Here is a 23,121-nt window from a genome sequence, read left to right as displayed (position 1 = left end):
GTCTCGATCACGTTCCCCGAACGATCACCCGTGCGACACGTCATCGGCGACGACGGGGTTCTTGAGGGTGCCCAGGCCGTCGATTTCGACCTCGACCTCATCGCCCGGCTTGAGCCAGACGGGGGGCTTGCGCGCCATGCCGACGCCCGGCGGGGTGCCGGTGAAGATGAGGTCGCCGGGGGCGAGGGTCATGATGTTGGACAGGTAGGCGACGATCTCGGCGACGCTGAAGATGAACTGCGAGGTGCTCGAGTCCTGCATCGTCCGGCCGTTGAGCCGCAGGCGGATGCCGAGGCCCTGGGGGTTGGGGATCTCGTCTGCGGTGGTCAGTGCTGGGCCGGTGGGGGCGAAGGTGTCGAAGGTCTTGCCGGCCGTCCACTGCTTCGCCGGCTTGTTCATCTGCCAGTCGCGGGCCGAGACGTCGTGGCCCGGCATGTAGCCGCCGACGTGCTCCATGGCCTTCTCGCGAGAGATGCGCCGGCCTCCGCGACCGATGACGATCACCAACTCGGCCTCGAAGTCGACCTCATTGCTCTCGCGAGGCAGCACGATGCTGTCGCCGTGGGCGATGAGGGTGTTGGGATACTTGCTGAAGAGGACCGGCTCGGGGGGGATCTCCGCGCCGCTCTCGATGGCGTGGTCGCGGTAGTTCAGGCCGATGCAGAGGACCTTCTGAGGGTCGGGGATCGGCGGTAGGAGCTTGACCGACGCCGCGGCGACCGCCGCGCCGGAGGCGGTCGCCGCGGCGGCGCGGGTGACGCCCTCGGGGCCGAGGGCGAGGATCGCCTTGACGCTCGCGGGAAGCGTCGGGTCGGTCGCGTTGAGATCGACGTAGCCGTCCGACCGGACGCCGAAGGCGCGCGGACCGAGGCCGGTCTCGACGGTGACGAACTTCATGGTTCCGGTTCCGATTCGGTCGGGGAGGGTCAGAGGACGAACTTGGCGGAGTCGCGGTCGAGGTACAGCGTCGCGCCCGAGTGGCGGCGGAGGGCGGTCGCCGGGCAGGCCTCGGAGATCGGCCCGCGAAGGGTCGCCTGGACGGCCTCGGCCTTTCTCGGGCCGACGGCGACGACCGAGACGACGGGGGCCCGTAGCAGCGCGGGAACCGTCAGCGTGAAGGCGTGGGTCGGGACGTCGTCGAGCTTCTCGAAGCAGCCGTCGTTGACCTGCTGCACGCGGCAGGCCTGGTCGAGACGGACGACCTTCACCAGCAGGGGGTCGAGGAAGTCGGCCACCGGCGGGTCGTTGAACGCCAGGTGGCCGTTTTCGCCGATCCCCGCGCAGACGACGTCGGTGGGCTCGCCCAGCAGCCGGTCCTCGTATTCGAGGCAGACTTGCGAGGGGCGTTCAGTCCGCTCGCCGGGAATCAACCGGAGGCTGTCGTCGTTCAGGCCCACCCGGTCAAAGAGGTGTTCGTGGAGGTAACGGCGGAACGAGGCCGGGTGCTCAGGCGTCAGCCCGAGGTACTCGTCCATGTGGAAGCCGGACACGCGGGACCAATCGACGCCGTTGGCGGCGATGAGGTCGGCGAGGAAATCGTCCTGACTGGGGGCCGCCGCGAAAATCACGTTGGCACGTCCCGCGACCTTTTGACGCTGAACTATGGCATGGGCGACGGCTGCGGCTGCGGCCCGTCCCGCCTGGTTCCGATCGTCATAGACGAGAACCTTGAGATTGTCGACGTTGAAGTGGATGGCGGGTATTTGTGGCGGGAGCATAGTTCGGCGGGGACCTCGCGCGTCGGCCTGACCGGTTTCGTCTCCGTATCGGGACGGTAAAGACGATAGCCGAATCGGCCCGCGTCCGCCACCGTTCATCTTGGAACGGCGGCGGCGGACGTGTCGCGGAGGCTCAGGAGAGGGCCATTTGACGGGCCTGGCGACCGCCGGCTCCCCGCAATTGCTCGCAGAGCCGCTGGCATTCCACCAGATCGCCGAGCAGCGAATCGGCCAGGTAATCGCGGGTCGGATCGTCGTCGCCGGCCCACTGAAGCTGGTCGTGGCAGCGCGACATGTGCTCCAGCAAATCCTTCATCCACATGAGGGTGTGTCGCCGATCCTTCATCGTGGGCCGATCCTTCATCCAGAGGCGTTATGTCGGGTTCGGAGCCCGTCGTCCGCATTCGCCGGGCCCGTTTCGCCAGGGACGCTCCACCCAAAAGCAAGTCGCGCGCCACGACGGCGAGCGGTCCCCAGGCTTGAGCCGAACTCCCTTTCGCTCCGGAACTTGAGCGAAAATCGACAATTTTCCGCGAGGGTCGCCACCGGCCTGACGCCCTTGTAAATCTTGCACAGGCGACGGCCCAAGGACTGCAACGGCGGACGCCCCGGCGGCGGGCGGCTTTTCAACGGCCGGTCGATTCCCTAGAGTGTCTGTGTAAAGGGTGGGCTATGGCCCTCGGGAGGCACGGACCATGGGCTCGTTCGATCCGTTCTCGATTTCGACCTCGGAAACCCCGACGCCGGATCGGGGATGGTCCGGCTTCGGCGAATGGCCTCTCTCGGTCGTCCGCTGGCTCTTCGGCTGGCGGGAGGACGAACGCGCCTTCCCCCTGACGGCCGCCGGCTCCGCCCGGTTCCAGAACGTCTGCATCAGCCGAGAAGCCGGCGCGGGGGGCGGCGCGATCGCCCGGATGGTCGGCCGCCGCCTGGGATGGAAGGTTTTCGATGAGGAAATCGTCGAAGCAATCGCCCACCGGATGCAGACGACCGTCGACGAGGTCCGAACCTTCGACGAACTGGCCCCCAGCGTCATCCAGGACTGGCTCCTCCCCCTCCGCGAGGAGCACTATGCGCCCCAGGAAGCCTACCTGGACCACCTGGCGAAGCTCCTGGAAGCCATCGGCCGCGCAGGGCAATCCGTCCTGGTAGGCCGAGGCGCCGGCTTCCTGCTGCCGAGGGAGGCAACCCTGTCGGTTCGGATCGTCGCTCCGTTGAAAGTCCGGGCTTACCGACTGGGCGAACGCATGGGCGTCTCGCTCCGAACCGCCCGCCGCGCAGCGAAGGATCTGGACGCCCGCCGACTCTCCTTCGAGCGGACCATGTACCGCGTCAACGGGGCCGATCCCCACAACTACGACATGGTGCTCGACTCCGAAAGCCTGGGCCTGGACATCGTCGCCGAGGTGCTCATCCGAGCCGTCGAAGCCGGCCGCCCCGGCGCATCGACGAACCCGGGAGCGACCTCCACCAAGCCCTGGACTGTCCCGCCCCCCTCGCCCGAGATCCCCAGCCCACCGTCCCCCTCGGCCGACGCCGTCGACCGCCGGGCTTGATCTCGCCCGTCCTTATCTCCCCGCGGCGGCTTTGATTTGGCTTCGATCGCTGCATTCGCGAAGCCGCTTTGGTGCGTCTAAGGTTATTGTTGGTATGGTGTTTACGGCGATTCTCCTCGATGGCTTCGTTCGGCGAGAAACGACAGTATTCCTGACGCTCCTCACTCAACGCCACCGAACGAACATGGATCTGTGTGCCACGGCCATGCAAGCGCGGCCATGAACCGGCATGGGCGACCGTGCACCCGTCGCCCGTCGCATGGCCACGCAGTATCGAGTCATGGAAGTCCCCCCGGAAACTTCAGGGACGGCCAAGAGTGGACCCGGGCAGCTCACAACACCAGGAGGACAGCGGCCACAGATGAACACGGATGGACGCAGATGGAGAGAAAAGCCTCCCTTGGATGTTCGGCCTGCTTATTCACACATCCCTCCCATCGGTGTTCATCAGTGTCCATCCGTGGCCTTTCTTCCTCAGCGACCAGCCATGCATTGGGCGCGCCTCTGTCGCGAGGCAGTGTTGAGCGAGTAGCGTCGCGTTGCTCGCTCGCCGTTGCTGCCGTGATAAGCGAATTGAGAAAGAGCCGGAATCCAGCGCTGTCTATTTAACGATGGTCCCCGATTGTCATTTTTGATCGCCGACAGGTCGTATTTCTGAGCTATTCGGTGGACGTCGCCGGATCATTCCGTGGATTCAGTGTCGATCGATGGCTTCCCGATGATCCCGAAGTCGTTTCCAAAATGGGATTATTTGCGGATGTCTTTCTCTTCGACCGCCGTGATTCTCAGCTCCGCCATGCTGCTGAGTCGCTGGAAATAATATTGAATCTATAGAATAAGTATGAATTAGGCTTGACGGGGGAACCTAACTCAGAAAAGAATGTCGGCCCGATGGAGAGGGATCTCTCGCCTCCTCCTCGCCCCACCTGGGATGAGGCCGACTCGTCGACGAGAGGCATGTTGAGTCGATAGCCGGGGATCGCCGACCGCGCCAGCGGAGGCGTCCGGATTCGATGGAGACAGACATGCCGAATCTGCATCGCGACAACCGGTCGAGGCCGGCTTACGCCCGACGTAACCGCATTCGGGGATTCACGCTCATTGAGTTGCTGGTGGTCATCGCCATTATCTCGGTGTTGATCGCCCTGCTCCTGCCTGCCGTGCAGGCGGCCCGCGAGGCCGCACGCCGGATCCACTGCGTGAACAACCTGAAGCAACTCGGGCTTGCACTGCACAATTACCAGTCCACGATCGGCTCGTTTCCCATCGCCCAGTCCTGGGCGAAGACCACGCCGGGCGCCAACTACGGGGGCAACCCGTGGAGCGCGCACGCGCAGGTGCTCAGCCACCTGGAGCAGTCGACCGTCTACAACGCGGTCAATTTCAGCTTCGCGCCGGCCCAGGCGCTGAACCTGGCTTACTACACCAATTCCACGGTCCTCTACGCGCCTCTGAACGTGTTCATCTGCCCCTCGGACGGGATCTCGCCCACGACCCTGACGGACATCCGAATCGACTTCAACTGCAACTACGCGGGCAGCACGGGGTCGACCGTCCAGGCGGTGAAGGTCGCAGGGCAGAGCGTGACGATCCAGCAGCCGTCGGGCATCTTCGGCTTCGACGATCCGATCCTGCACAGCGTGCCCGCCTACAGCGTGGCGAGCGTGACCGACGGCACATCCAATACCATCGCATACTCCGAGCGTCTGGTTGGAGGTGTCGGACCGATGGTTGCCGACATGCGTCGCGCGAGCTTCGGGACCGTGCCCGAGGTCGCCGGCGCGGTCGCCCTCGACGCGAGCACTCTGCAACCGCAAGTCGTGCAGGCGCTCTCGGCCTGCGCCACGTTCGCCCGGGCGAACGTGGGCACGACCGATAAGACGAAGGGTGTCAGTTTCAGCGGGGCCACGTGGATGGCCGGCTACCTGGGTACGTCGCTCTTCAACACGGTCACGCCGCCGAACAGCCCGCAATACGCCTTCAACTCGTGCCAGGCGGAATCGGTGAATATGTGGGGGCTCGCGGGGTTCGTCAACTCGACGAGCAACCATTCGGGGGGCTCCAACTTCGCCTTCGCCGACGGCAGCGTCCGCTTCATCAAGAGCACCATCGACCTTCGGACCTACTGGGCGCTCGGCACGCGGGCCGGTGGCGAAGTCGTCTCGTCCGACGCATACTAATTTCGCGTTGAGGTGCCTCCCCCCCCATCCCCAATCGAGTTGGACCCACCCATGTTCCGACCTCGCCTCTTCTCGACGGCGTTTCTCGCGCTGGTGATGGCCTCGTTCACGTCCGGGGTCGTTTCGGCGGCCAGGCCGAACGTGGTGGTCATCCTGAGCGACGACCAGGGCTGGGGGGACCTGAGCGTCAATGGCAACACCAACCTCAGCACGCCGAACATCGACTCGCTCGCGCGTGACGGGGCGCTTTTCGAGCGGTTCTTCGTCTGTCCGGTCTGCTCGCCGACTCGGGCCGAGTTTCTCACAGGGCGGTATCACCCGCGAGGAGGCGTGTGGAACGTCACGAGCGGCGGCGAACGGCTCAACCTCGATGAGAAGACGATCGGCGACGCCTTCAAGGCCGCGGGCTACGCCGTGGCGGCGTTCGGCAAGTGGCACAACGGGACTCAGTATCCCTATCACCCCAACGCTCGCGGCTTCGACGAGTTCTACGGGTTCTGCTCGGGGCACTGGGGAGAGTACTTCGATCCCGCGCTCGAGCATAACGGTCGGCTCGTGAAGGGCCGCGGATTCATCAGCGACGACCTGACCGACCACGCCCTGTCGTTCATCGAGGCGAATCGCGGCCGCAATTTCTTCTGCTACCTGCCCTTCAATACGCCTCATTCGCCCATGCAGGTCCCCGATCGCTTCTACGAGAAGTTCAAGGACGCGGACCTGAAGATGCGTTACACGGGCACCGAGCGCGAGGACCTCGAACACACCCGGGCCGCGTTGGCGATGTGCGAGAACATCGACTGGAACGTGGGCCGCGTGCTCAAACGGCTCGACGAGCTGAAACTGGCCGACGACACGATCGTCCTCTATTTCTGCGACAACGGCCCGAATGGTTGGCGTTGGAACGGAGGGATGCGGGGACGGAAGGGCTCGACCGACGAAGGGGGCGTCCGCTCGCCGCTTTTGCTGCGATGGCCCGGCCACGTCAAACCCGGCACGAAGGTCGGCGCGATCGCCGGCGCCATCGACCTCCTCCCCACGCTGGCCGACCTGGCCGGGATCCCGATCGTCTCGACCAAGCCCCTGGACGGGAAGAGCATCGCGTCTCTCCTGCGGGGGGATGCGGACGCGAGTTGGCCCGACCGTCGGATCTTCAGCCACTGGAACGGCAAGGTGAGCGTGCGGAGCCAGCAATACCGCCTCGACGCTTCCGGGAGGCTCTACGACATGACGGCGGACCCCGGCCAGGCGACCGACGTCACCAGGGACCGGCCGGAGGTGGCCTCGCAGTTCAAGGAGGCCGTGGCTCGCTGGTCGCAGGAGTTGCTGACCGGATTGAGGAACGACGTCCGCCCCTTCACGGTGGGTTATCCCGCCTTCCCCATCACGTGGCTGCCTGCGCGCGACGGCGCGCCTCACGGTCACATCAAGCGGAGCGCAGGGGCCCCGAATTGCTCCTACTTCACGAACTGGACGAGCAAGGACGATTCGATCACCTGGGACGTCGAGATCGCAACCGAAGGCCGCTACGAGGCCGAGGTCTACTACACGGCCTCGGCCGAGGACGTCGGCGCCACGCTCGACCTGAGCCTGGGCGACCGTCACGTCCAGGCCCAGGTCGTTGAGCCGTTTGACCCACCGCTTCGCGGCGCGGAACACGATCGGGTCAAGCGGAGCGGCGAATCGTACGTCAAGGACTTCAAGCCTCTAAAGCTGGGCGTCCTCAACCTCAGCAAGGGGCAGGGAACGCTGACCATCCGGGCGACGGACGTCCCTGGGCGTCACGTGATCGACTTGCGGACGATCGTGCTGACGTTGGTCGATTAGAGCCGACCGATCGGGGGCGCCAATTCGTAGGGGCGTCCCTTGTGGGCGCCCTGATCGCCATCGGATGTCGGACCGCCATCAGATGTCCACGGCGCTCGGGCGCCCACGAGGGGCGCCCCTACGAATTGAGGCAATCCGAACGGCTGCCGTCCTCGAGGGTCGGGGGACTCTGTACGAGCGTTCTCGATGCATGTCGAGGCCGCTCGATTTTTCGCAATTCTTTTTGTGTAAAAGTCGAAAACGAGGCTCCCGGCGAGTGGACGGAGCGGAAGGGGGCGTCTACAATAGGGTTCCGCGACCCGGAGGGGTCTGTTAGAGGATCATCGATGGGGCGGGCGGAGGGCGGATTCGATGTCGGAATCGTCGGATCGAGTGTTGCTGGACCTGATCCGCCGCCGGGGTCCTCTGACGGTCTGCGAGATGGCCGCGGAGATGAAGGTGACCGGGACGGCCGTGCGAAATCGGCTGTCGCGGTTGCTGGGCGCCGGGCTGGTGGAGCGGGAATCGCGGCAGGACGGCCGCGGTCGTCCCAAGCACGCTTACCGGGCCAGCGCCGCGGCTCATAAACGGCTGGGGCAGAACTACGCCGACCTGGCCGTGGTCCTCTGGGAAGAGATGATGACGTCGGTCGAAGACCGCAAGCTTCGCCGACAACTGTTCACGAGAATCACCGAACGCCTGGCCGAGATGTATCGGGCCCAGGTCAAAGGGGAAGCCTGGGAAGGCCGACTGGTCCAGCTCAGCGGGCTCTTGCAGGTTCGAGGAATCGAGGTCGAGGTCGCCCGCGAGGGGGATGATCGGCCGGCGTTCCTCCGCCAGCATTCCTGCCCTTACTACGAGCTGGCCGAACTGGACCGGGCGATCTGCGCCCTGGAGCGGAAGATGCTGGAGAAGGTGCTGGGCAAGGGGCTGACCCTCTCCCAGTGCCGCCTCGACGGCGACCGGTCGTGCGACTTTGAAGCGAAGCCGCCGATCCCGGGAATCGTCCCCGAATCCCCCCTCCCCCGCAAGCTCGCCCGGGTCCCATTTGAAGACGACGTCAACAGGGTTTAAATGTCGATGAGCAAGGTCCTGAAGATCGAGAATCTGCGCGTCGCCGTCGAGGGTAAGGAGATCCTCCGCGGGGTCGATTTGACCATCAAGCAGGGCGAAGTCCACGCCCTGATGGGCCCCAACGGCTCGGGCAAGAGCACCCTGAGCTACGCCCTGATGGGCCACCCCAACTACGAGGTGACGGGCGGGTCGGTCACGATCGACGGCGAGGACGTCCTGGCCATGGAGCCCGACGAGCGGGCCAAGGCGGGGATCTTCCTGGCCTTTCAGTACCCCACCGCCATCCCCGGAGTGACCGTCGCCAACTTCCTCCGCCACGCGGTCACCAACGTCCGCAACCCGGAACGGCTGGAAGGCCAGGACCTGATCCCGATGCGCGACTTCCGCAAGGAGCTGCGCCAGGAGATGGACGACCTGGGCATGGACCACGAGTTCGCCCGCCGCTACCTCAACGAGGGGTTCTCCGGCGGCGAGAAGAAGCGGGCTGAGATCCTCCAGCTCGCCATGCTCCGCCCCGCCTTCTCCATCCTCGACGAGACCGACAGCGGCCTGGACATCGACGCCGTCCGGATCGTCTCCGAGGGGGTCAACCGGGTCGCCGGCAAGTACTCGACGGGGATCCTCGTCATCACCCACTACGAGCGGATCCTCACCTACATCAAGCCCCAGTTCGTCCACATCCTCTTCGGCGGCCAGATCGTCGAGCAGGGCGGCCCCGAGCTGGTCAAGCAGCTTGAGCGCGAAGGCTACGACTGGGTCCGCGCCAAGTACCCCGACGCCGCCCGTCGCGAGGACGAGCTGGAAGCCGCCAACCCCAACGCCCAGGGCGTGGGCGCCTGACCCACCCACCCGACCGCGGCGACGAACACTCATACGACGAGGGGACGCGAGATGTCGACCGATCTGAACCAGCAGGTGGCGGGGATCAAGGAGGAGTACAAGTACGGCTTCCGCGACTCCGACGCCAATTACGCCTTCAAGAGCGGCAAGGGGCTCACGAAGCACATCGTCGAGCAGATCTCCGAGATGAAGAACGAGCCCGCCTGGATGCGGGACTTCCGCCTCAAGGGCCTGGAGACCTTCTTCCAGAAGCCCACCCCGCTCTGGGGCGGCGACCTCTCGGAGCTGAACTACGACGACATCCGCTACTTCATGAAGGCCGCCGACCGCCAAGGGCGGAGCTGGGACGACGTCCCGGCCGAGATCAAGAACACCTTCGAGAAGCTGGGCATCCCCGAAGCCGAGCGCAAGTTCCTCGCCGGCGTCGGCGCTCAGTATGAGTCGGAGGTCGTCTACCACAGCCTTCGCGAAGACCTTCAGAAGAAGGGCGTGATCTTCGTCGACACCGACACGGCCGTCCGCGAATACCCCGACATCGTCCGCGAGTACATCGGCACGATCATCCCGATCGCCGACAACAAGTTCGCGGCGCTGAACTCGGCGGTCTGGAGCGGCGGCTCGTTCGTCTACATCCCGGCCGGCGTGAAGGTCGACGTCCCGCTCCAGGCGTACTTCCGCATCAACGCCGAGAACATGGGCCAGTTCGAGCGGACCCTCATCATCGTCGAGGAAGGCGCTCAGGTCCATTACGTCGAGGGCTGCACGGCCCCGATGTACTCGTCGGAGAGCCTGCACTCGGCCGTGGTCGAGATCGTCGTCAAGAAGGGCGGGCGCTGCCGCTACACGACGATCCAGAACTGGGCCAACAACATCTACAACCTCGTCACCAAGCGGGCCGTGGCCCACGAAGACGCGCTCATGGAGTGGGTCGACGGCAACCTCGGCAGCAAGCTGACGATGAAGTATCCGGCCGTCTACATGGTCGGCAAGGGCGCCCGCGGCGAGATCCTCTCGATCGCCTTCGCCGGCGCCGGCCAGCACCAGGACGCCGGCGGCAAGGTCGTCCACGCCGCCCCTTACACCAGCTCGCGGATCATCTCCAAGAGCATCAGCAAGAACGGCGGCCGGGCCAGCTACCGCGGCCTCCTGAAGGTGACCGACGGCGCCAAGGGGTCGAAGTCGAACGTCGTCTGCGACGCCCTGATCCTCGACCCGTCCAGCCGGTCCGACACGTATCCGTACATCGAGATCGACGAGGATGACGTCAAGATCGGCCACGAGGCGAGCGTCTCCAAGATCGGCGAGGAGCAGCTCTTCTACCTGATGAGCCGCGGCCTTTCCGAAGCTGAGGCGAGCACCCTCATCGTCAGCGGCTTCATCGAGCCCCTCGTCAAGGAGCTGCCGATGGAGTACGCCGTCGAGATGAACAAGCTCATCCAGCTCCAGATGGAGGGCTCCGTCGGCTGACGGGGCTTTGGTTAGTCGACCGTCACGAACAGCGGCGGTCGACCTTCTGCGGCCTCTGGGCCGGAGTGCGCTCAGAGCCCCCAGCGCGAGCGACGCCGCAGCGGATGGTATGGTACGGTCTGCCCGCGACGTCGTCGCTCCTTACTGATTCCTGGGCCGCCGCCCGTGGCACCTAACGAGGCGCGGGGGCGTGGTCGATTTCATCGCGTTGATGTTCAAGTTCTGGAAGCAACATGAGTAGCAGCCCTTCCGCGACGACGACGGCCCATGCCGGGTTCACTGAAGACGCTTTCGAGGCGTTTCTGAAGGGGCGGGACGAGCCCGGTTGGCTCGTCGACCGCCGCCGGCAGGCGTTTGCGCGGTTTCAGGCGTTCGCCTGGCCGACCTCGCGCGACGAGGAGTGGCGGCGGACCGACATCCGCGCCTTCAAGCCGGCCGAGTTCGGGCCCCCCGCCCTCGTCGAGCCCTCGTCGTCCGCCAAGGCCGCCTTCGACGGGCTCTGGGAAGGGCTGTCGTCCCACTACGCGACGGGCGTCGAGCACGTCGACGGCGCGGTCGTGCGTCGGCCTGACCCGGCGAAGCTCGGCGGCGCGGTCTTCGTCGACCTGGAGACGGCCGTCAAGGACCATCCGGAGATCCTCCGCGACCACCTGCTGACCGACGTCGTCAAGCCGTCGGACGACGTCCTCGCGGCGCTTCATGCGGCCTTCTGGAGCGGCGGTTCGCTGCTGTACGTCCCGAAGGGCGTGAAGGTCGAACTCCCGCTGTTCAGCATCGCCGGCATGTCGGCCGACGGCCGCGTCGACTTCGGCCACACGCTGGTCGTGCTGGAAGAAGGTGCCGAGGCCACTCTCGTCCGCGAAACGGCGAGCGCCGGCCGCGGCGACAAGCCGGGGCTGCACATTGGGGCTCTTGAGGTCCTCCAGAAGGCGTCGTCGCACCTCCGTCTGGTCAACATCCAGAACTGGGACGACGCCACCTGGCACTTCACCCGCGAGCGGGCCGTCGTCGGGGCCGACGCGACCCTCCAGTGGACCGTTGGGGCCCTGGGCTCGCGGCTGTCGAAGGTCAACCAGGAGGTCGCGTTGGCCGGCAAGGGGGCCTCGGCCCAGGTCAACGGCGTGATGTTCACGACCGGCCGCCAGCACCTCGCCTACTTCACGCGACAGGACCACCAGGCGCCTCACACCACGAGCGACCTCCTCTACAAGGGGGGCCTCAAGGACCGCTCTCGGGTCGTCTGGAAGGGGATGATCCGCGTCGAGAAGGACGCCCAGCGCACCGACGCTTACCAGAAGAACGACGACCTGATCCTCTCGGATTCGGCCCGGGCGGATTCGATCCCCGGCCTGGAGATCGAGGCCAACGACGTCCGTTGCACTCACGGCGCCACCGCCGGCCGCGTGGACGAGGAAATGATCTTCCTCTGCCAGGCCCGCGGCATCCCCCGCGAGACGGCCGTCCGGCTGATCGTCGAGGGCTTCTTCGCCAACGTCTACGACCGAATCACCCTCGACCCCGTTCGCGAAACCCTTCGCGGGGCCGTCGCGGCGAAACTCGGGGATTCTTGATCGGCCGGGAAGGCCGGGGAGTTTGGTTCGATGGGAGAAGCGTACGCTCATCCCGAGGCTCTCGTCTCGACTCAGTGGGTTCAGGACCATCTCGACGATCCCAAGGTGCGGATCGTCGAGAGCGACGAAGACCTCTTGCTCTACGACCTGGGCCACGTCCCGGGGGCCGTCCGGATCGACTGGCAGGGAGACCTCCAGGATCAGGTCGTCCGCGACTACATCAACGCCGATCGGTTCGCCGAACTCTGCTCGAAGAGCGGCATCAGCTCGGACACGACGGTTGTCTTCTATGGCGACAAGTCGAACTGGTGGGCCTGCTACGCCTTCTGGGCGTTCACGCTCTTCGGCCACAAGAACCTGAAGATCATGAACGGCGGTCGAAAGCTCTGGATCGATGAGAGCCGGCCCCTCACGCGTGAAACCCCCGCGTACCCTCGGACCGATTACAAGGTCGCGGGCGGCGACGAGGCGGCCATTCGCGCCTTCCGTGACGACGTGCTCGCCCACATGAAGGCCGGCGGCAAGCTGATCGACGTCCGCAGCCCCAAGGAATTCACCGGCGAGATGCAGCACATGGAGGACTACCCCCAGGAGGGAGCCCTCCGCGCCGGCCACATCCCTGGGGCCAAGAGCGTCCCCTGGAGCCGCGCCGTCGACGACGAAGGCAAGTTCAAGTCGGTCCCCGAGCTAAAGACGATTTTCGAGAAGGAAGCCGGGCTGAAGCCGGCCGACGACGTCGTCGCTTATTGCCGGATCGGCGAGCGTTCCAGCCTGACGTGGTTCGTGCTGACGTACCTGCTCGGATACCCGCGTGTCCGCAATTACGACGGCTCCTGGACTGAGTGGGGCAACCTGGTCCGCGCGCCGATCGAGCGTGGGCCCGGCGCCTGAGATCACGACTTGCCCGACGACGGGCCATCGTGAAGAATGGAACGAACCCGGATGGTCGCAGACCCGTCCGACGGTCGGCTTCGCGCGTGCGAAGCCGACTGCTTGTACGGAACCGCCCGAGCCGGGGCCGGCCCTCTCCCAACGCCGGAAGGAGCAGACGATTCCTATGCCAGCCGCCCTCGACGCTATTATCGACGAACTACGCGAGTCCGACCGCCAGGAGCGGATCGACCTCTTGATCGATTTCGCCAAGAACCTGCCGCCGCTCCCCCCAGAGCTGGAGGCGCGGAAGGACGCCGAGCATCGCGTGGAGGAATGCCAGTCGCCGGTCTATCTGTTCGTCGAGATGATCGGTGATCGGGTCGCCCTCTACGGCGACGCCCCGGCCGAAGCGCCCACCGTTCGCGGCTTCGTCTCGCTGCTGCTGGAAGGGCTCAACGGCGCGGCCCCAGAGGACGTGTTGAAGGTCCCCGGCGACCTCGTGGACCGCTGCGGGTTGACCGAAGTCCTGGGGATGCTGCGCGTCCGCGGCCTCGCAGGGGTGCTCCGCCGTATCAAGCGCGACGTGGCTCGGGTCGCCATGCTTCAGCACGCAGGGCATTGATCCAGGCTGTCGGGGATCCTGCCATGTTGAAAACCGTCAAAATCGCCGAGGCGTCCGAACTCGCCCCCGGCGACCGCAAGGTCGTCGAGGTGGATGGCCGCGACGTGGCCCTCTTCCGGATCGGCGACGAATACTACGCCATCGACGACGTCTGCACGCATGACGGCGGACCGCTCGCTGATGGGGAACTGGACGGAACCTGCATCGAATGCCCCCGCCACGGGGCGCGATTCGACGTCCGCACTGGCGCCGTCCTCTGCTTCCCGGCCGTCGAGCCGGTCCCGGCTCATCCCGTCGAGGTCCGCGACGACGGCGTCTACATCCGGCTCGACGACTGATCGATCATCCCCCGCGCCACTTCCGAAGGAACCCCCATGATCGACCACGACGCGCTCGTCCAGGCCCTCAAAACCGTCGTCGACCCGGAACTGAACGTCAACGTCGTCGACCTGGGTCTGGTCTATTCGGTTCAAACCGAGGAGGACCAGGTGGCCGTCGAGATGACGTTGACCTCCCCCGCCTGCCCGATGGGCCCGGAGATCCTCCGCAACGCCGTGGCCGCTCTGGAGAAGGTGGAAGGGGTGTCCAAGGTTGACGTCAAGCTCGTGATGTCGCCGCCATGGACCCCTGATCGCATGTCTGACGAGGCCCGCGACGAACTCGGAATGTTCTAATTCGTTCCCTATCCCGCCCCGCCCCGCCGCCATCGCCTCTTTCCCTAATCAGGCTCCGTGCGCCCGGCTTTCCGAAGCCTGGAAGATCGCCTATGCGCTGAATTTTCGCCATTTTGCCGGCTCGAAAAGGCAACGAGTGTGGAATCAGAAACGCATGCGCGGTTGGAGGTTGCTAAATGGCGACATCCGGCTACCCTTCTTGATACATAAAGCTGTCTTCTAATGACGGGACCGGCGGTGTGTGATACCTTGAGCCGCCAGGACGGAAGGGTGAATGCCGAAGGTTGCTCGTGGGGAGGGTTTGCACCCTGCCGGCTGTGGCGCCGAGGCGATTCTTCGTGTGCCTATGTGGCTTGACCTGGAACATCCTGGGGCCGAGCGGCTCCCTTAAATTGGAACGAGCGCCGTGGCTCGGAAAAAAACACCAAAGGTTCGGCTTACGATTAGATCGGCTCTGTCGCGTCGACTTCGGGAGATCCGTCAGGAACTCTTCGGCGACCACGGGGGCCCTGAGTTGGCTCGTCGGCTGAATTTGCCGGCGCGCACCTGGTACAACTATGAAACCGGCGTGACGGTTCCCGCCGAGATCCTGTTGGCTTTCATCGAGCTGACGGGGGCGTCGCCTAATTATCTCGTATCGGGGGAGGGGGCTCGGTACGCCTCCGCGAGCGAAGATCGGCCGGTAGCCGACCTCTCGCCGATCGAGCTGATTCGTCGAGGCCTGGAGAAACTGGAGCGTGAGCGGGCGGTTCATCCGCCCGTCGAACTCGACGGGAAGTTGCACACGTGCCCGGAGAACGGCGAGTTCCTGGCCGTGCCTGTCTTCTTGCCTGAAGACCTGATGGGGCCGGTGGTCGACCCGGCGCTGGCCGTGGGTCGGGTGATGGCTTTCCGTCAGTGGCTCCCCAACCCCTCGGCGACGATCGCCGTGAAGGTAGCCGACGACGCCATGAATCCCATGTTGCCGCGGGGCTCGATCGTCGCGATCGACCGCAGCGACACCGATCCGTCCGATCTTCAGGGGAAGATCGTCGCGGTGCGGCACGACGGCGAACTGATGATCCGCTGGCTCGACGGCAGCGGCCGACACCTGATCCTTCGCCCCAACCAACCTGGCCGCGCCCATCCGCTGATCCCCATCGATATCAGTGAGGCAGTCCCCGGCTTCCTTGTCGGCCGGGTGGTCTGGTCGTGGAGTCGATTCGACGAAGCCTGATCGCCGGTCGTTCGTCAGGGAGGGATTCCGTCATGCCGTCGCCTCGCCCCTCCTCGCTTCGGCCGGAGCAGGTCTGGCGGTCGGCACGCGATCCCCTCTTCTGGCTCGACCCGGACCTCCGCATCGCGTGGGTGAATCCGGCGTTCGAGGAACTGACCGGTATGGCCGCCGACGTCCTGGTCGGTGTCGAGTGTCTGGGCCACGGTTCGACGGGCGCGGGGGACGCCGTCGACTTCGCGGCCGGGCTCTCGCCGCCTCCCGAGGCGCTCGCCGGCCGCGCCGCGACGACCACGACGATGTTCGTCCGCCCCGACGGCGTCCGTCTCCGCCGTCGTTTGGCGTTTCTCCCGTTCCTCGACGCTCAGGGCTTCCTGCTGGGGATGTTGGGGAGAGTCCTCGACGCCGAGGATCCCGAGCCGCCGGACGCCCCGATTTCGGAGGGCCATCGGCTCCGCGTCCGATTGATGGACGTCCGGGCCTCGCTGGCCGACCGTTTCGGTTTTGATGCGATGGTGGGAACAGGTCCGGCGCATCGTCGTTTGATGGAGCAAATCCGAGTCGCCGCGGCCGTCCGTCGACCGGTCCTCTTCGTCGGCGAACCAGGAACCGGTAAACGACACGCCGCGCGAGCCGTGCATCAACTGGCCGTCGGTGGACTCACCGGCCCGTCGCTTCGGGCTTTCGACTGCGCCGCCCTCCCTCCCGAGGTTCTCGACCGGGAGTTGTTCGCGACGGCGGTCGAGGGGGAGGCCGAACCTGTCGCACCTCCTCGACTCGCCGCGGCCGACGGCTCCTCGCTGCTGATCGGCGACCTGGCCGCCATGCCCCGCGATCTTCAGGCGAAGCTCGCTCGGGCTCTGGAGGCGGGCGACCACCGCGTCCGAATCCTCGCGGTCACGACGGCCGAACCCGAAGCCGCGGTTCTCGCCGAGACCCTGCACCGAGACCTCTTCCTGGCTCTCTCGGTCATGACGATTCGCCTCTCTCCCCTGCGCGACCGCCGCGACGAGATCCCCCTGCTCGCTCAGCATTTTTTGGAACGCCTTAATCTGCGGGGCGGAGTCCAGCGATCCGGGTTCACGTCGGCGGCGGAATCGACCCTGACGGCCTATCACTGGCCGGGGAACTTGCGAGAACTGGCGAGGGTCGTCGAACACGCCCACGGCCAGGGCGTCGGGACGCTCGTCGACGAGAAGGACCTCCCGGCCGACGTCCGTGGAAACCTCGCCGACCCCTATCCCCCGCCCCGGCCGGCTCCGCCGAGGCCGCTCGACGAGATCCTCACCGACGTGGAGCGGAGGTTGATCGAGAACGCCCTGGTTCGGGCCCGTCGCAACAAGTCTCGCGCCGCCGAGATCCTGGGCGTTTCGCGGCCTCGTCTGTATCGCCGTCTCAAGGAACTGGGGTTTCCGGACGTCGACGAGGAATGACGAGTTGAGCCGGGCGACGGTTCGACTTCTCAACGCTCTGTGTTTCTGGTAGTGAACGCGAGCGATATCAGGCGGGCTAGGAAGTCGGCCTGTCCTCCCCCGCTCTGTGCATGGAAGCGAGACACCGATGAAGATTTTCATCTCGGCCGGGGAGCCCAGTGGCGACCTGCACGCCGCCAACCTGATCCACGCCCTCCGCGAACGGGTCCCCGACGCCGAGTTCACCGGCTACGGCGGCCCGAAGATGACCGAGGCGGGCGCGAAGCTGAAATACCCGCTGGTGAACCTGGCCGTCATGTGGTTCCTCAGCGTCTTCCAGAACATCGTCACGTTCGTCCGGCTGATCGTCCTGGCCGACCGCTGCTTCCGCGACGAGAGGCCCGACGCCGTCGTCCTCGTCGACTACCCGGGCCTCAACTGGTGGATCGCCCGCCGCGCCAAGGCTCGCGGGATCCCGGTCTTCTATTTCGTCCCTCCCCAGCTTTGGGCCTGGGCGGGATGGCGGGTGAAGAAGGTCCGTGAGTTCGTGGACCTTGTTCTCTGCAGCCTGCCGTTCGAGCCCGCCTGGTACGCCGAGCGCGGGGTCAAGCACGCCGTTCACGTCGGGCATCCTTATTTCGACGAGCTTCAGGACCGCGACCTCGACGAGACGTTCACGACCGCCCAGGAGGCCCATGGCCGTCCCTTGCTGGCGATCCTTCCCGGCTCGAGGACGCTCGAGCTGAAGCGCAACCTGCCGATCCTGGTTCGCGCCGCCGCCAAGCTCGCGGCGAAGCGACCCGACGTCCGGTTCGCCGTCGCCTGCCTGCACGAGAAGCACCGCGTTCTGGCCGAGGAGATCGTGGCCGAGACTCTCCAGGGATGCTCTGGGCTCCCCTCGCCGGATCTGGAAATCTACGCCGCGCGGACGCCCGAATTGATCCGCGTCGCCGACGTCGCCTGGTCGGTTTCCGGCTCGGTCAGCCTGGAGTTGATGATGGAGGCGCTGCCGACCGTCATCCTGTACAAGGTGCGGCCGATCGACCTGGTCATCGCGCGGCCGTTTATCAAGGCGAAATACATCACGCTGGTCAACCTGCTGGCCGACGCCGAACTGATGCCCGAATACCTGACGAGTCAGGACGTCTCCGACGAACTCGTCCGACATGCGGAACGTTGGCTGAGCGATCCCGAGGCGATGGCCCGCGCCACCTCGGCGCTGGCCGCCCTGAGATACACGGCCGCTCGGCCCGGCGCGACCTCACGCGCCGCCGATCGGATCCTCGCCTGGCTCCGCGACCCGGCTGAGGCCGTGGCGCCTTATCGCGGGCCGCACGCCTCCTCCCGGCCGATCAGCCTGGAGTCGGCCGACGTGGACGACGCCAAGGCCTGAGCCGTTCCGATCGTCGCGCGCCGAGGCGCCGGCGCGCTCACTCCCTTGCCCGAGACTTCCCTTCCAGCAGCATCCGCAGGTACGAACGGGGCTCGACCTCGGAGAGGCCGAGCTTCGCCGCCAGTTCCAGGACGGCGGACTGCGCCCGAGGGAGATCCTCGCGATCCTCGGCGAGCGTCTCAACCTCGGCGAAGTCGCCCAGGTCCTCGGCGCGGTCGAGCGTGACGGTGGCCTCGCGGTTGTGGAAGGTCAGCCGATACGACGTCCGGCGCTTGCGGACGACGGCCACGCGGCGAAAGCTCAAGCGGTCGAACATCCGGGCGAGCAGTTCACGGCCTTCCTCGCCAGGCTCGAAGGAGATCTCGATCTCCTCGCGAGTCTTCGTCGGCCCGGCCTCCTTGGGGCCCTTGTAGGTGATCCGATTGTCGTCGCCGATGCAGCGGATGCGGAACGCTTCGTTGGTCGCGGCGAAGTCGCGCGCGGGATGGTTGTAGTACAGATCCTCCTCGTCGACGGAACCGAGCGGCTCCGCCTTCAGTGCCTCAAGTGCACGGGCCAGGGCGTCGTGGTCGACCCCGCGATACTTGACCTCGACCTCATATCCCATGGGCGCGACCTTCCGAAACGACTGGCGATCGGTCAGGATGAATGCGAAGAGGGGGCCGTCGATCGCGGCGGCCCTGACCATTCCAACGCCGAACGAGTGGCCCGTCAAACCCCAGGACGCGGTCCCGGATCACGAACGGCCTGGAGCCGGAACCGATCGGGCCGCCCGCGAGCGATCCCATGCCGATCCACCTGCCCCCGACTTCCCGCCGCGCCTTCCTCCAAAGCCTCGCCTTCGGCGGTGCCGCCCTGACCGTCCCCGGCGCCCGCGCGGCGCTGGCCCTTCGCGACGAGCCCGGCGGCTACGTCGCGCTGTTGGCCGACTGCCACATCGACGCCTCGCCCGACAAGGTCGTGCGTCAACACTTCAATCTCAGCGCCAATCTCCGGGCCGTCGTCGACGACATCCTGGCGCAGCCGAAGCCTCCTGCGGCCGTCGCGGTCCTCGGCGATCTCGCCTTGAAGGATGGCCAGTCGGGCGATTACTCCCAGTTCCTCTCTCTTCTCAAGCCGATCCGCGAACGGGGGATCCCTGTCCACCTGACGCTCGGCAACCACGACGACCGCGATCATTTCCGCCAGGCGATTGACCGGCATGACGATGTGGCCGCGGGCCATTGCGCGAGCGTCGTCGACGCCGCCGGACTGCGGTTGGCGATGCTCGACACACTTGACCACGTGAACGACGTGCCAGGCGTCGTTGGAGAGGGGCAGTTGGCCTGGCTGTCGAAGACGCTCGACGCCGCCCCGAACGTCCCCACCCTCGTCCTCATGCACCATCACCCGTCCCCCACGCCCGAGCCCCCCAAGGGAGCCCTGCAGGACACCGCTGCGCTGATGGACGTGATCAGGCCGCGCAAGCAGGTGAAGGCGCTGCTGTTCGGTCACACTCACGTCTGGCAGCGAAGCGAGGTCGACGGCGTCCACTGCGTGAATCTTCCGGCCGTCGCCTACCACTTTGAGACGCCTCAGCCGCTGGGCTGGTGTCGACTGGAGCCCCGGCGCGACGGCTCCGCGGCGACGATCGAGTTGAACTGCACAGGCGGCGAGCGCACCCGCGACGGCGAGCGCGTCGAACTGACCTGGCGCGGCGCTTGATGAATCGGAAAGCGCCGTCGAGAGCCGACGCGCGGGGCGGAAACGAGGGCGTTCAGGGATGCGCAAGTTGGGGCGTCCCCAGGGCGCTTCGTCGCGAGGCCCGGCGAGCGATTGACGGGGGGGGGCGCCTCGATACAATCGGGGGGTCGTCGCCGCCCGCCGCCCCTCCCCAGGCGGCCCGCGGTTCGATCCGGGGGACCTTGCTGCGAGGTGGACTGTGATCATCATCCCCAGGGAAGTGGGCGAAGGCGTCGTGATCGGCGACGACGTGGTCGTCACGGTCGTGGAGATTCGCGGCGACCATGTGCGGTTGGCCATCGAGTATCCGGACGATTCGACCGTCGAGTGCGGGGAAGAGCGGTCTCGGGTTCTGACCTATCGCGACGTCCTGCTGTCGTCGCTCTCGTCGTGAGGCCGCTGGAGGCCGCCTCAAGCCGGCGCCTCTGCGGATGATCGAGTTCGGCGGCCGTCCAGGATGCGGAGGTCGCCGACAGGTATCGAAACATTTTCATGCACGGGTCGAAGCGTGCTCGGTCTTGACCTTCCACGCTCGGCGAGGCGCGGCTAGAATAATCCCTCGGAGACCGTCGACGCCGGGTTGCGGCACCGCAACGGCAGCGGGCGCGGGGGATCGGTCGGGCTCCTTCCATTCTCATCAAGGACGAGAATGACCGTGCGCGAGCTGGAGCTCTACGCGACCGAGGATCTCCTTGAAGAGATCCTCCGCCGTTCCTCGTTTCATGGCGTCGTCGTCCACTCCCGCGACGCCGCCGGCAACCATCAGGCTGAATCGGAAGAGCAGACCTTCAGCGTCCGATTCAACCACAACTTCGAGACCGAGGACGTGAGGCGGTTGCTCGACGTCGTCAGCCGCCGCCTCGCCGACGCTGTCTGACCGATCCCGATCGCCGGCGGAACCCCTCTCCCTCCGCCGCCTCTGGGGGCTTGAACATGTCGACCGAAGAGGAACGCAAGCGCGCGTACAAGGCTTTCAAGAAGCGCCTGAAACTCGCCCGGCTTGACGATCAGTCGGGGCTCAGTCCCGGCAGCAAGACCTCGCGCATCGGCGGCATCACCCCACCCGCCGGCCACCCTCCGGGCATCTGGGAGGAACTCGCCTCCGAGGGCAAGCTTCGTCGCGAGGGTCACAACATCTACTCGCTGGCCAGCGAGGTCTGATTCGAATTCGATCGCCGCGCCTCTCTCACTCCATCGCCTCTCGCGCGATCGCCGCAGCGCTGCGCCCACCTCAATCAGCGGCCGCTCCCGCCTCTCATCAATCCGGCGGGTCGCTCAATCGATTCTCATTCTCACATGAGGCGGGGACGTTGTAGGTTCCCACCAGCGTGGGGAGCGATCAGGTTGGATCGCCCGTCGTGTCGAGCGGTTTCGCGAGACGTTCGGCGGTGGAGTTCGAACCCGAAGAGGTACACCATGAGCGAATCCCGTCCGAGCCCGAGCGTTCGTATCCGTCGGATGACCCTGGGACTGGCTCTGGGCCTGGGCTTTCCGCTCGGCCTTTTCTGGATGGCGCCCGGCGCGACGTCCGGGACGACCATGGGCTTCATCCAGGTCCCCAGCGATGCTCCGCGGATCACCGCCGAACAGGTTTACGCCCGCTTTCCCAAGGCGAAGCATGAGGAGTTCATGCGCCGGGCGATCGCCAACTCCCGGAAGGCCGGGGTCGAATACAAAACCGGCGGCGCGTTCGGCGCGGTGATCGTAGACGCATCGGGAACGGTGATCGCCGACGGGATGAACCACGTCGTCGCCCAGAATGATCCCACCTGGCACGGCGAGATGCACGCGATCCGCCAGGCCTGCGCTCTGCTGAAGAAGCCCAAGCTGGAAGGCTGCATTCTCTATACGTCGTCGGAGCCTTGCCCGATGTGCCTGGCCACCGCCTACTGGGCCGGCGTCGACGGCATCCTCTACGGGGCCAAGGTCGAGGATTCGAAGAAGTACGGCAACTTCGACGACGAATTCATCTACGCCCAGTTCGCCTCGCCGGCCAAGGATCGCGCGATCTCCCAGCAGTCCTTGCTGCGCGACGAGGCTGTGGAGGTCTGGAAGGAGTACCATAATCGCAAGGACAAGGTCGACTACTGACGACGCTTGTCAGGGCGCATCGGGGGGCGTCGGTGCGATGATGCGTCGACCACCCCTCGATCTGCGCAGAGCCTCAGTACAGGACGATCCACCTCATCGAAAGGGTGAACGCCGCAGGGATCGCCGAGTTCTGTTCCGGGTCGGGGATCTCCGTGAGGGCTGTCTGGAAGACGACGCCGCATCGTGTGGACATCTTGTAATATTTCTGGTTCACGAACTGGATAGGGCCAGTTGAATGGGGCTCTCGACGTTGAAGTCGAAGTCGCGCCCCGCCGTGTAGTCGCGGTTCAACCAGGTCCAGGTCAGGCCCGTGCCGAAGGCGTCCGCCGGTCGGCCGGGGAACAACCCGGAAGCCGTCAGGCCGCTTCGTCGGAGCGGCGGTCGCCGAGTTGTCGTCGCCCGTGATGACGCCAGCATCCTCGGGTTGACGAAGATCGGCGTATACGTGAGCCACGATACGTACGAGATCGTCGGCGTCAGAACAGGTGAAGCACCTCCCACGTCAACGGCGGTTGGCCTGGCAGCGAGTTGTCCGCCGCCCATCGGCGCCGACGAGTTGCGAGCCTGCCGTATCCGCGGCGGTCCCTGCTGGCGCCGGCCGCCGGTTTGGAATCGTGGCTGAACGTTGGAATCCGCCTATTTGAGCCACTTGGGTCTCGGTTGCGCTGGTTGCAAGTCGTGAACAGGTCGGGCCGAGCCTGTCGTGTTTACCCCGAAATACAACCGAGGGGGGCGTACGAATGGAGGCTTGCACGTTGAAAGGGGAGCGAGTACCTTGACGAATCGGAGGCGATGCATTGGTTCAAGACAAGAAAATGTAGTTGCACGAGTTCTTTTGAGTGCCTGAGCCGACTCCGCACCGACTTCAGGGCGAGAGATTTCGGCCCGTTCAGTGCATTCCTCCCGGAGAGT

At 65.8% G+C, this 23,121-nt stretch carries 24 protein-coding genes; 19 read left to right on the top strand and 5 right to left on the bottom strand.

The genetic code is table 11. The annotated features are described in order from the left end of the window. Window positions 1–24 precede the first annotated feature (24 nt). The 3 genes from G5C50_RS26775 to G5C50_RS26765 all read right to left on the bottom strand — a co-directional run bounded on the left by G5C50_RS26775 (window position 25) and on the right by G5C50_RS26765 (window position 2,064). Window positions 25–897 carry a fumarylacetoacetate hydrolase family protein gene (locus G5C50_RS26775; protein ID WP_165074043.1) on the bottom strand — a complete coding sequence of 291 codons (873 nt, stop codon included), beginning with the start codon at window positions 895–897 and terminating at the stop codon, window positions 25–27. A 29-nt stretch (window positions 898–926) separates the two neighbouring features. Further along, a complete protein-coding gene (locus G5C50_RS26770; protein WP_165074042.1) occupies window positions 927–1,718 on the bottom strand; it encodes a glucosamine-6-phosphate deaminase in 792 nt (263 codons plus the stop codon). Between the two features lie 133 nt (window positions 1,719–1,851). Next, entirely contained in the window at window positions 1,852–2,064 is a 213-nt protein-coding gene (locus G5C50_RS26765) for a hypothetical protein (RefSeq protein ID WP_165074041.1), read from the bottom strand. Window positions 2,065–2,413: 349 nt separating this feature from the next. On the opposite strand from G5C50_RS26765, the gene G5C50_RS26760 reads away from it, so the two are divergent. From G5C50_RS26760 to lpxB, 14 genes are all read left to right on the top strand, one after another. Then, window positions 2,414–3,274, top strand: a complete 861-nt coding sequence (locus G5C50_RS26760) for a cytidylate kinase-like family protein (RefSeq protein WP_165074040.1) — start codon at window positions 2,414–2,416, stop codon at window positions 3,272–3,274. Window positions 3,275–4,299: 1,025 nt separating this feature from the next. Further along, a complete protein-coding gene (locus G5C50_RS26755) occupies window positions 4,300–5,454 on the top strand; it encodes a DUF1559 domain-containing protein (RefSeq protein WP_165074039.1) in 1,155 nt (384 codons plus the stop codon). A 51-nt stretch (window positions 5,455–5,505) separates the two neighbouring features. Beyond that, window positions 5,506–7,278 carry a sulfatase-like hydrolase/transferase gene (locus tag G5C50_RS26750; protein WP_240907379.1) on the top strand — a complete coding sequence of 591 codons (1,773 nt, stop codon included), beginning with the start codon at window positions 5,506–5,508 and terminating at the stop codon, window positions 7,276–7,278. 351 nt (window positions 7,279–7,629) lie between these two features. Continuing rightward, entirely contained in the window at window positions 7,630–8,331 is a 702-nt protein-coding gene (locus G5C50_RS26745) for a helix-turn-helix transcriptional regulator (protein ID WP_165074038.1), read from the top strand. A gap of 6 nt (window positions 8,332–8,337) precedes the next feature. Beyond that, a complete protein-coding gene (gene sufC / locus G5C50_RS26740; protein WP_165074037.1) occupies window positions 8,338–9,171 on the top strand; it encodes a Fe-S cluster assembly ATPase SufC in 834 nt (277 codons plus the stop codon). Between the two features lie 51 nt (window positions 9,172–9,222). Continuing rightward, window positions 9,223–10,638 (top strand): Fe-S cluster assembly protein SufB, encoded by a 1,416-nt coding sequence (gene sufB, locus G5C50_RS26735; protein ID WP_165074036.1) that lies wholly within the window; start codon window positions 9,223–9,225, stop codon window positions 10,636–10,638. Between the two features lie 233 nt (window positions 10,639–10,871). Continuing rightward, complete coding sequence (sufD, locus tag G5C50_RS26730) at window positions 10,872–12,209, top strand: Fe-S cluster assembly protein SufD (protein WP_165074035.1); 1,338 nt, start codon at window positions 10,872–10,874, stop codon at window positions 12,207–12,209. A gap of 30 nt (window positions 12,210–12,239) precedes the next feature. Then, window positions 12,240–13,100 (top strand): sulfurtransferase, encoded by an 861-nt coding sequence (locus tag G5C50_RS26725; protein ID WP_165074034.1) that lies wholly within the window; start codon window positions 12,240–12,242, stop codon window positions 13,098–13,100. 166 nt (window positions 13,101–13,266) lie between these two features. Then, a complete protein-coding gene (locus G5C50_RS26720; protein WP_165074033.1) occupies window positions 13,267–13,704 on the top strand; it encodes a SufE family protein in 438 nt (145 codons plus the stop codon). A 23-nt stretch (window positions 13,705–13,727) separates the two neighbouring features. Next, window positions 13,728–14,042 carry a non-heme iron oxygenase ferredoxin subunit gene (locus G5C50_RS26715; RefSeq protein ID WP_165074032.1) on the top strand — a complete coding sequence of 105 codons (315 nt, stop codon included), beginning with the start codon at window positions 13,728–13,730 and terminating at the stop codon, window positions 14,040–14,042. A gap of 36 nt (window positions 14,043–14,078) precedes the next feature. After that, window positions 14,079–14,378, top strand: coding sequence for a metal-sulfur cluster assembly factor (locus G5C50_RS26710; protein ID WP_165074031.1), 300 nt, complete (start codon window positions 14,079–14,081; stop codon window positions 14,376–14,378). Between the two features lie 514 nt (window positions 14,379–14,892). Then, on the top strand, window positions 14,893–15,594 hold the full coding sequence (locus tag G5C50_RS26705) for a S24 family peptidase (protein WP_240907378.1): 702 nt from the start codon (window positions 14,893–14,895) through the stop codon (window positions 15,592–15,594). Window positions 15,595–15,626: 32 nt separating this feature from the next. Further along, the gene (locus G5C50_RS26700; protein WP_165074029.1) at window positions 15,627–17,024 is read left to right on the top strand and encodes an AAA-type ATPase lid domain-containing protein; all 1,398 of its coding nucleotides are present in this window, start codon (window positions 15,627–15,629) and stop codon (window positions 17,022–17,024) included. Between the two features lie 127 nt (window positions 17,025–17,151). Next, the gene (gene lpxB, locus G5C50_RS26695) at window positions 17,152–18,396 is read left to right on the top strand and encodes a lipid-A-disaccharide synthase (RefSeq protein ID WP_165074028.1); all 1,245 of its coding nucleotides are present in this window, start codon (window positions 17,152–17,154) and stop codon (window positions 18,394–18,396) included. 37 nt (window positions 18,397–18,433) lie between these two features. Here the strand turns inward: lpxB and cyaB are convergent, their stop codons facing one another. Beyond that, on the bottom strand, window positions 18,434–19,003 hold the full coding sequence (gene cyaB, locus G5C50_RS26690) for a class IV adenylate cyclase (RefSeq protein ID WP_165074077.1): 570 nt from the start codon (window positions 19,001–19,003) through the stop codon (window positions 18,434–18,436). 179 nt (window positions 19,004–19,182) lie between these two features. Here cyaB and G5C50_RS26685 point away from each other — a divergent pair, with 179 nt between their 5' ends. From G5C50_RS26685 to G5C50_RS26665, 5 genes are all read left to right on the top strand, one after another. Next, window positions 19,183–20,100, top strand: coding sequence for a metallophosphoesterase family protein (locus G5C50_RS26685; RefSeq protein WP_165074027.1), 918 nt, complete (start codon window positions 19,183–19,185; stop codon window positions 20,098–20,100). Window positions 20,101–20,317: 217 nt separating this feature from the next. Beyond that, window positions 20,318–20,512: a carbon storage regulator gene (locus G5C50_RS26680; protein WP_165074026.1), complete on the top strand. Its 195-nt coding sequence runs from the start codon at window positions 20,318–20,320 to the stop codon at window positions 20,510–20,512. Window positions 20,513–20,773: 261 nt separating this feature from the next. Continuing rightward, on the top strand, window positions 20,774–20,995 hold the full coding sequence (locus G5C50_RS26675; RefSeq protein ID WP_165074025.1) for a hypothetical protein: 222 nt from the start codon (window positions 20,774–20,776) through the stop codon (window positions 20,993–20,995). A gap of 56 nt (window positions 20,996–21,051) precedes the next feature. Then, window positions 21,052–21,279, top strand: a complete 228-nt coding sequence (locus tag G5C50_RS26670) for a hypothetical protein (RefSeq protein WP_165074024.1) — start codon at window positions 21,052–21,054, stop codon at window positions 21,277–21,279. A gap of 255 nt (window positions 21,280–21,534) precedes the next feature. After that, on the top strand, window positions 21,535–22,209 hold the full coding sequence (locus tag G5C50_RS26665) for a nucleoside deaminase (RefSeq protein WP_206107871.1): 675 nt from the start codon (window positions 21,535–21,537) through the stop codon (window positions 22,207–22,209). Between the two features lie 210 nt (window positions 22,210–22,419). On the opposite strand, the gene G5C50_RS32990 is transcribed toward G5C50_RS26665, so the two are convergent. Continuing rightward, on the bottom strand, window positions 22,420–22,554 hold the full coding sequence (locus tag G5C50_RS32990) for a hypothetical protein (RefSeq protein ID WP_255487551.1): 135 nt from the start codon (window positions 22,552–22,554) through the stop codon (window positions 22,420–22,422). Window positions 22,555–23,121 lie beyond the last annotated feature (567 nt).

Source organism: Paludisphaera rhizosphaerae, from assembly GCF_011065895.1.
Classification (GTDB): domain Bacteria; phylum Planctomycetota; class Planctomycetia; order Isosphaerales; family Isosphaeraceae; genus Paludisphaera; species Paludisphaera rhizosphaerae.
The sequence above is the reverse complement of the archived record's forward strand: the minus strand, read 5'-3'. Positions and strand labels throughout refer to the sequence as shown.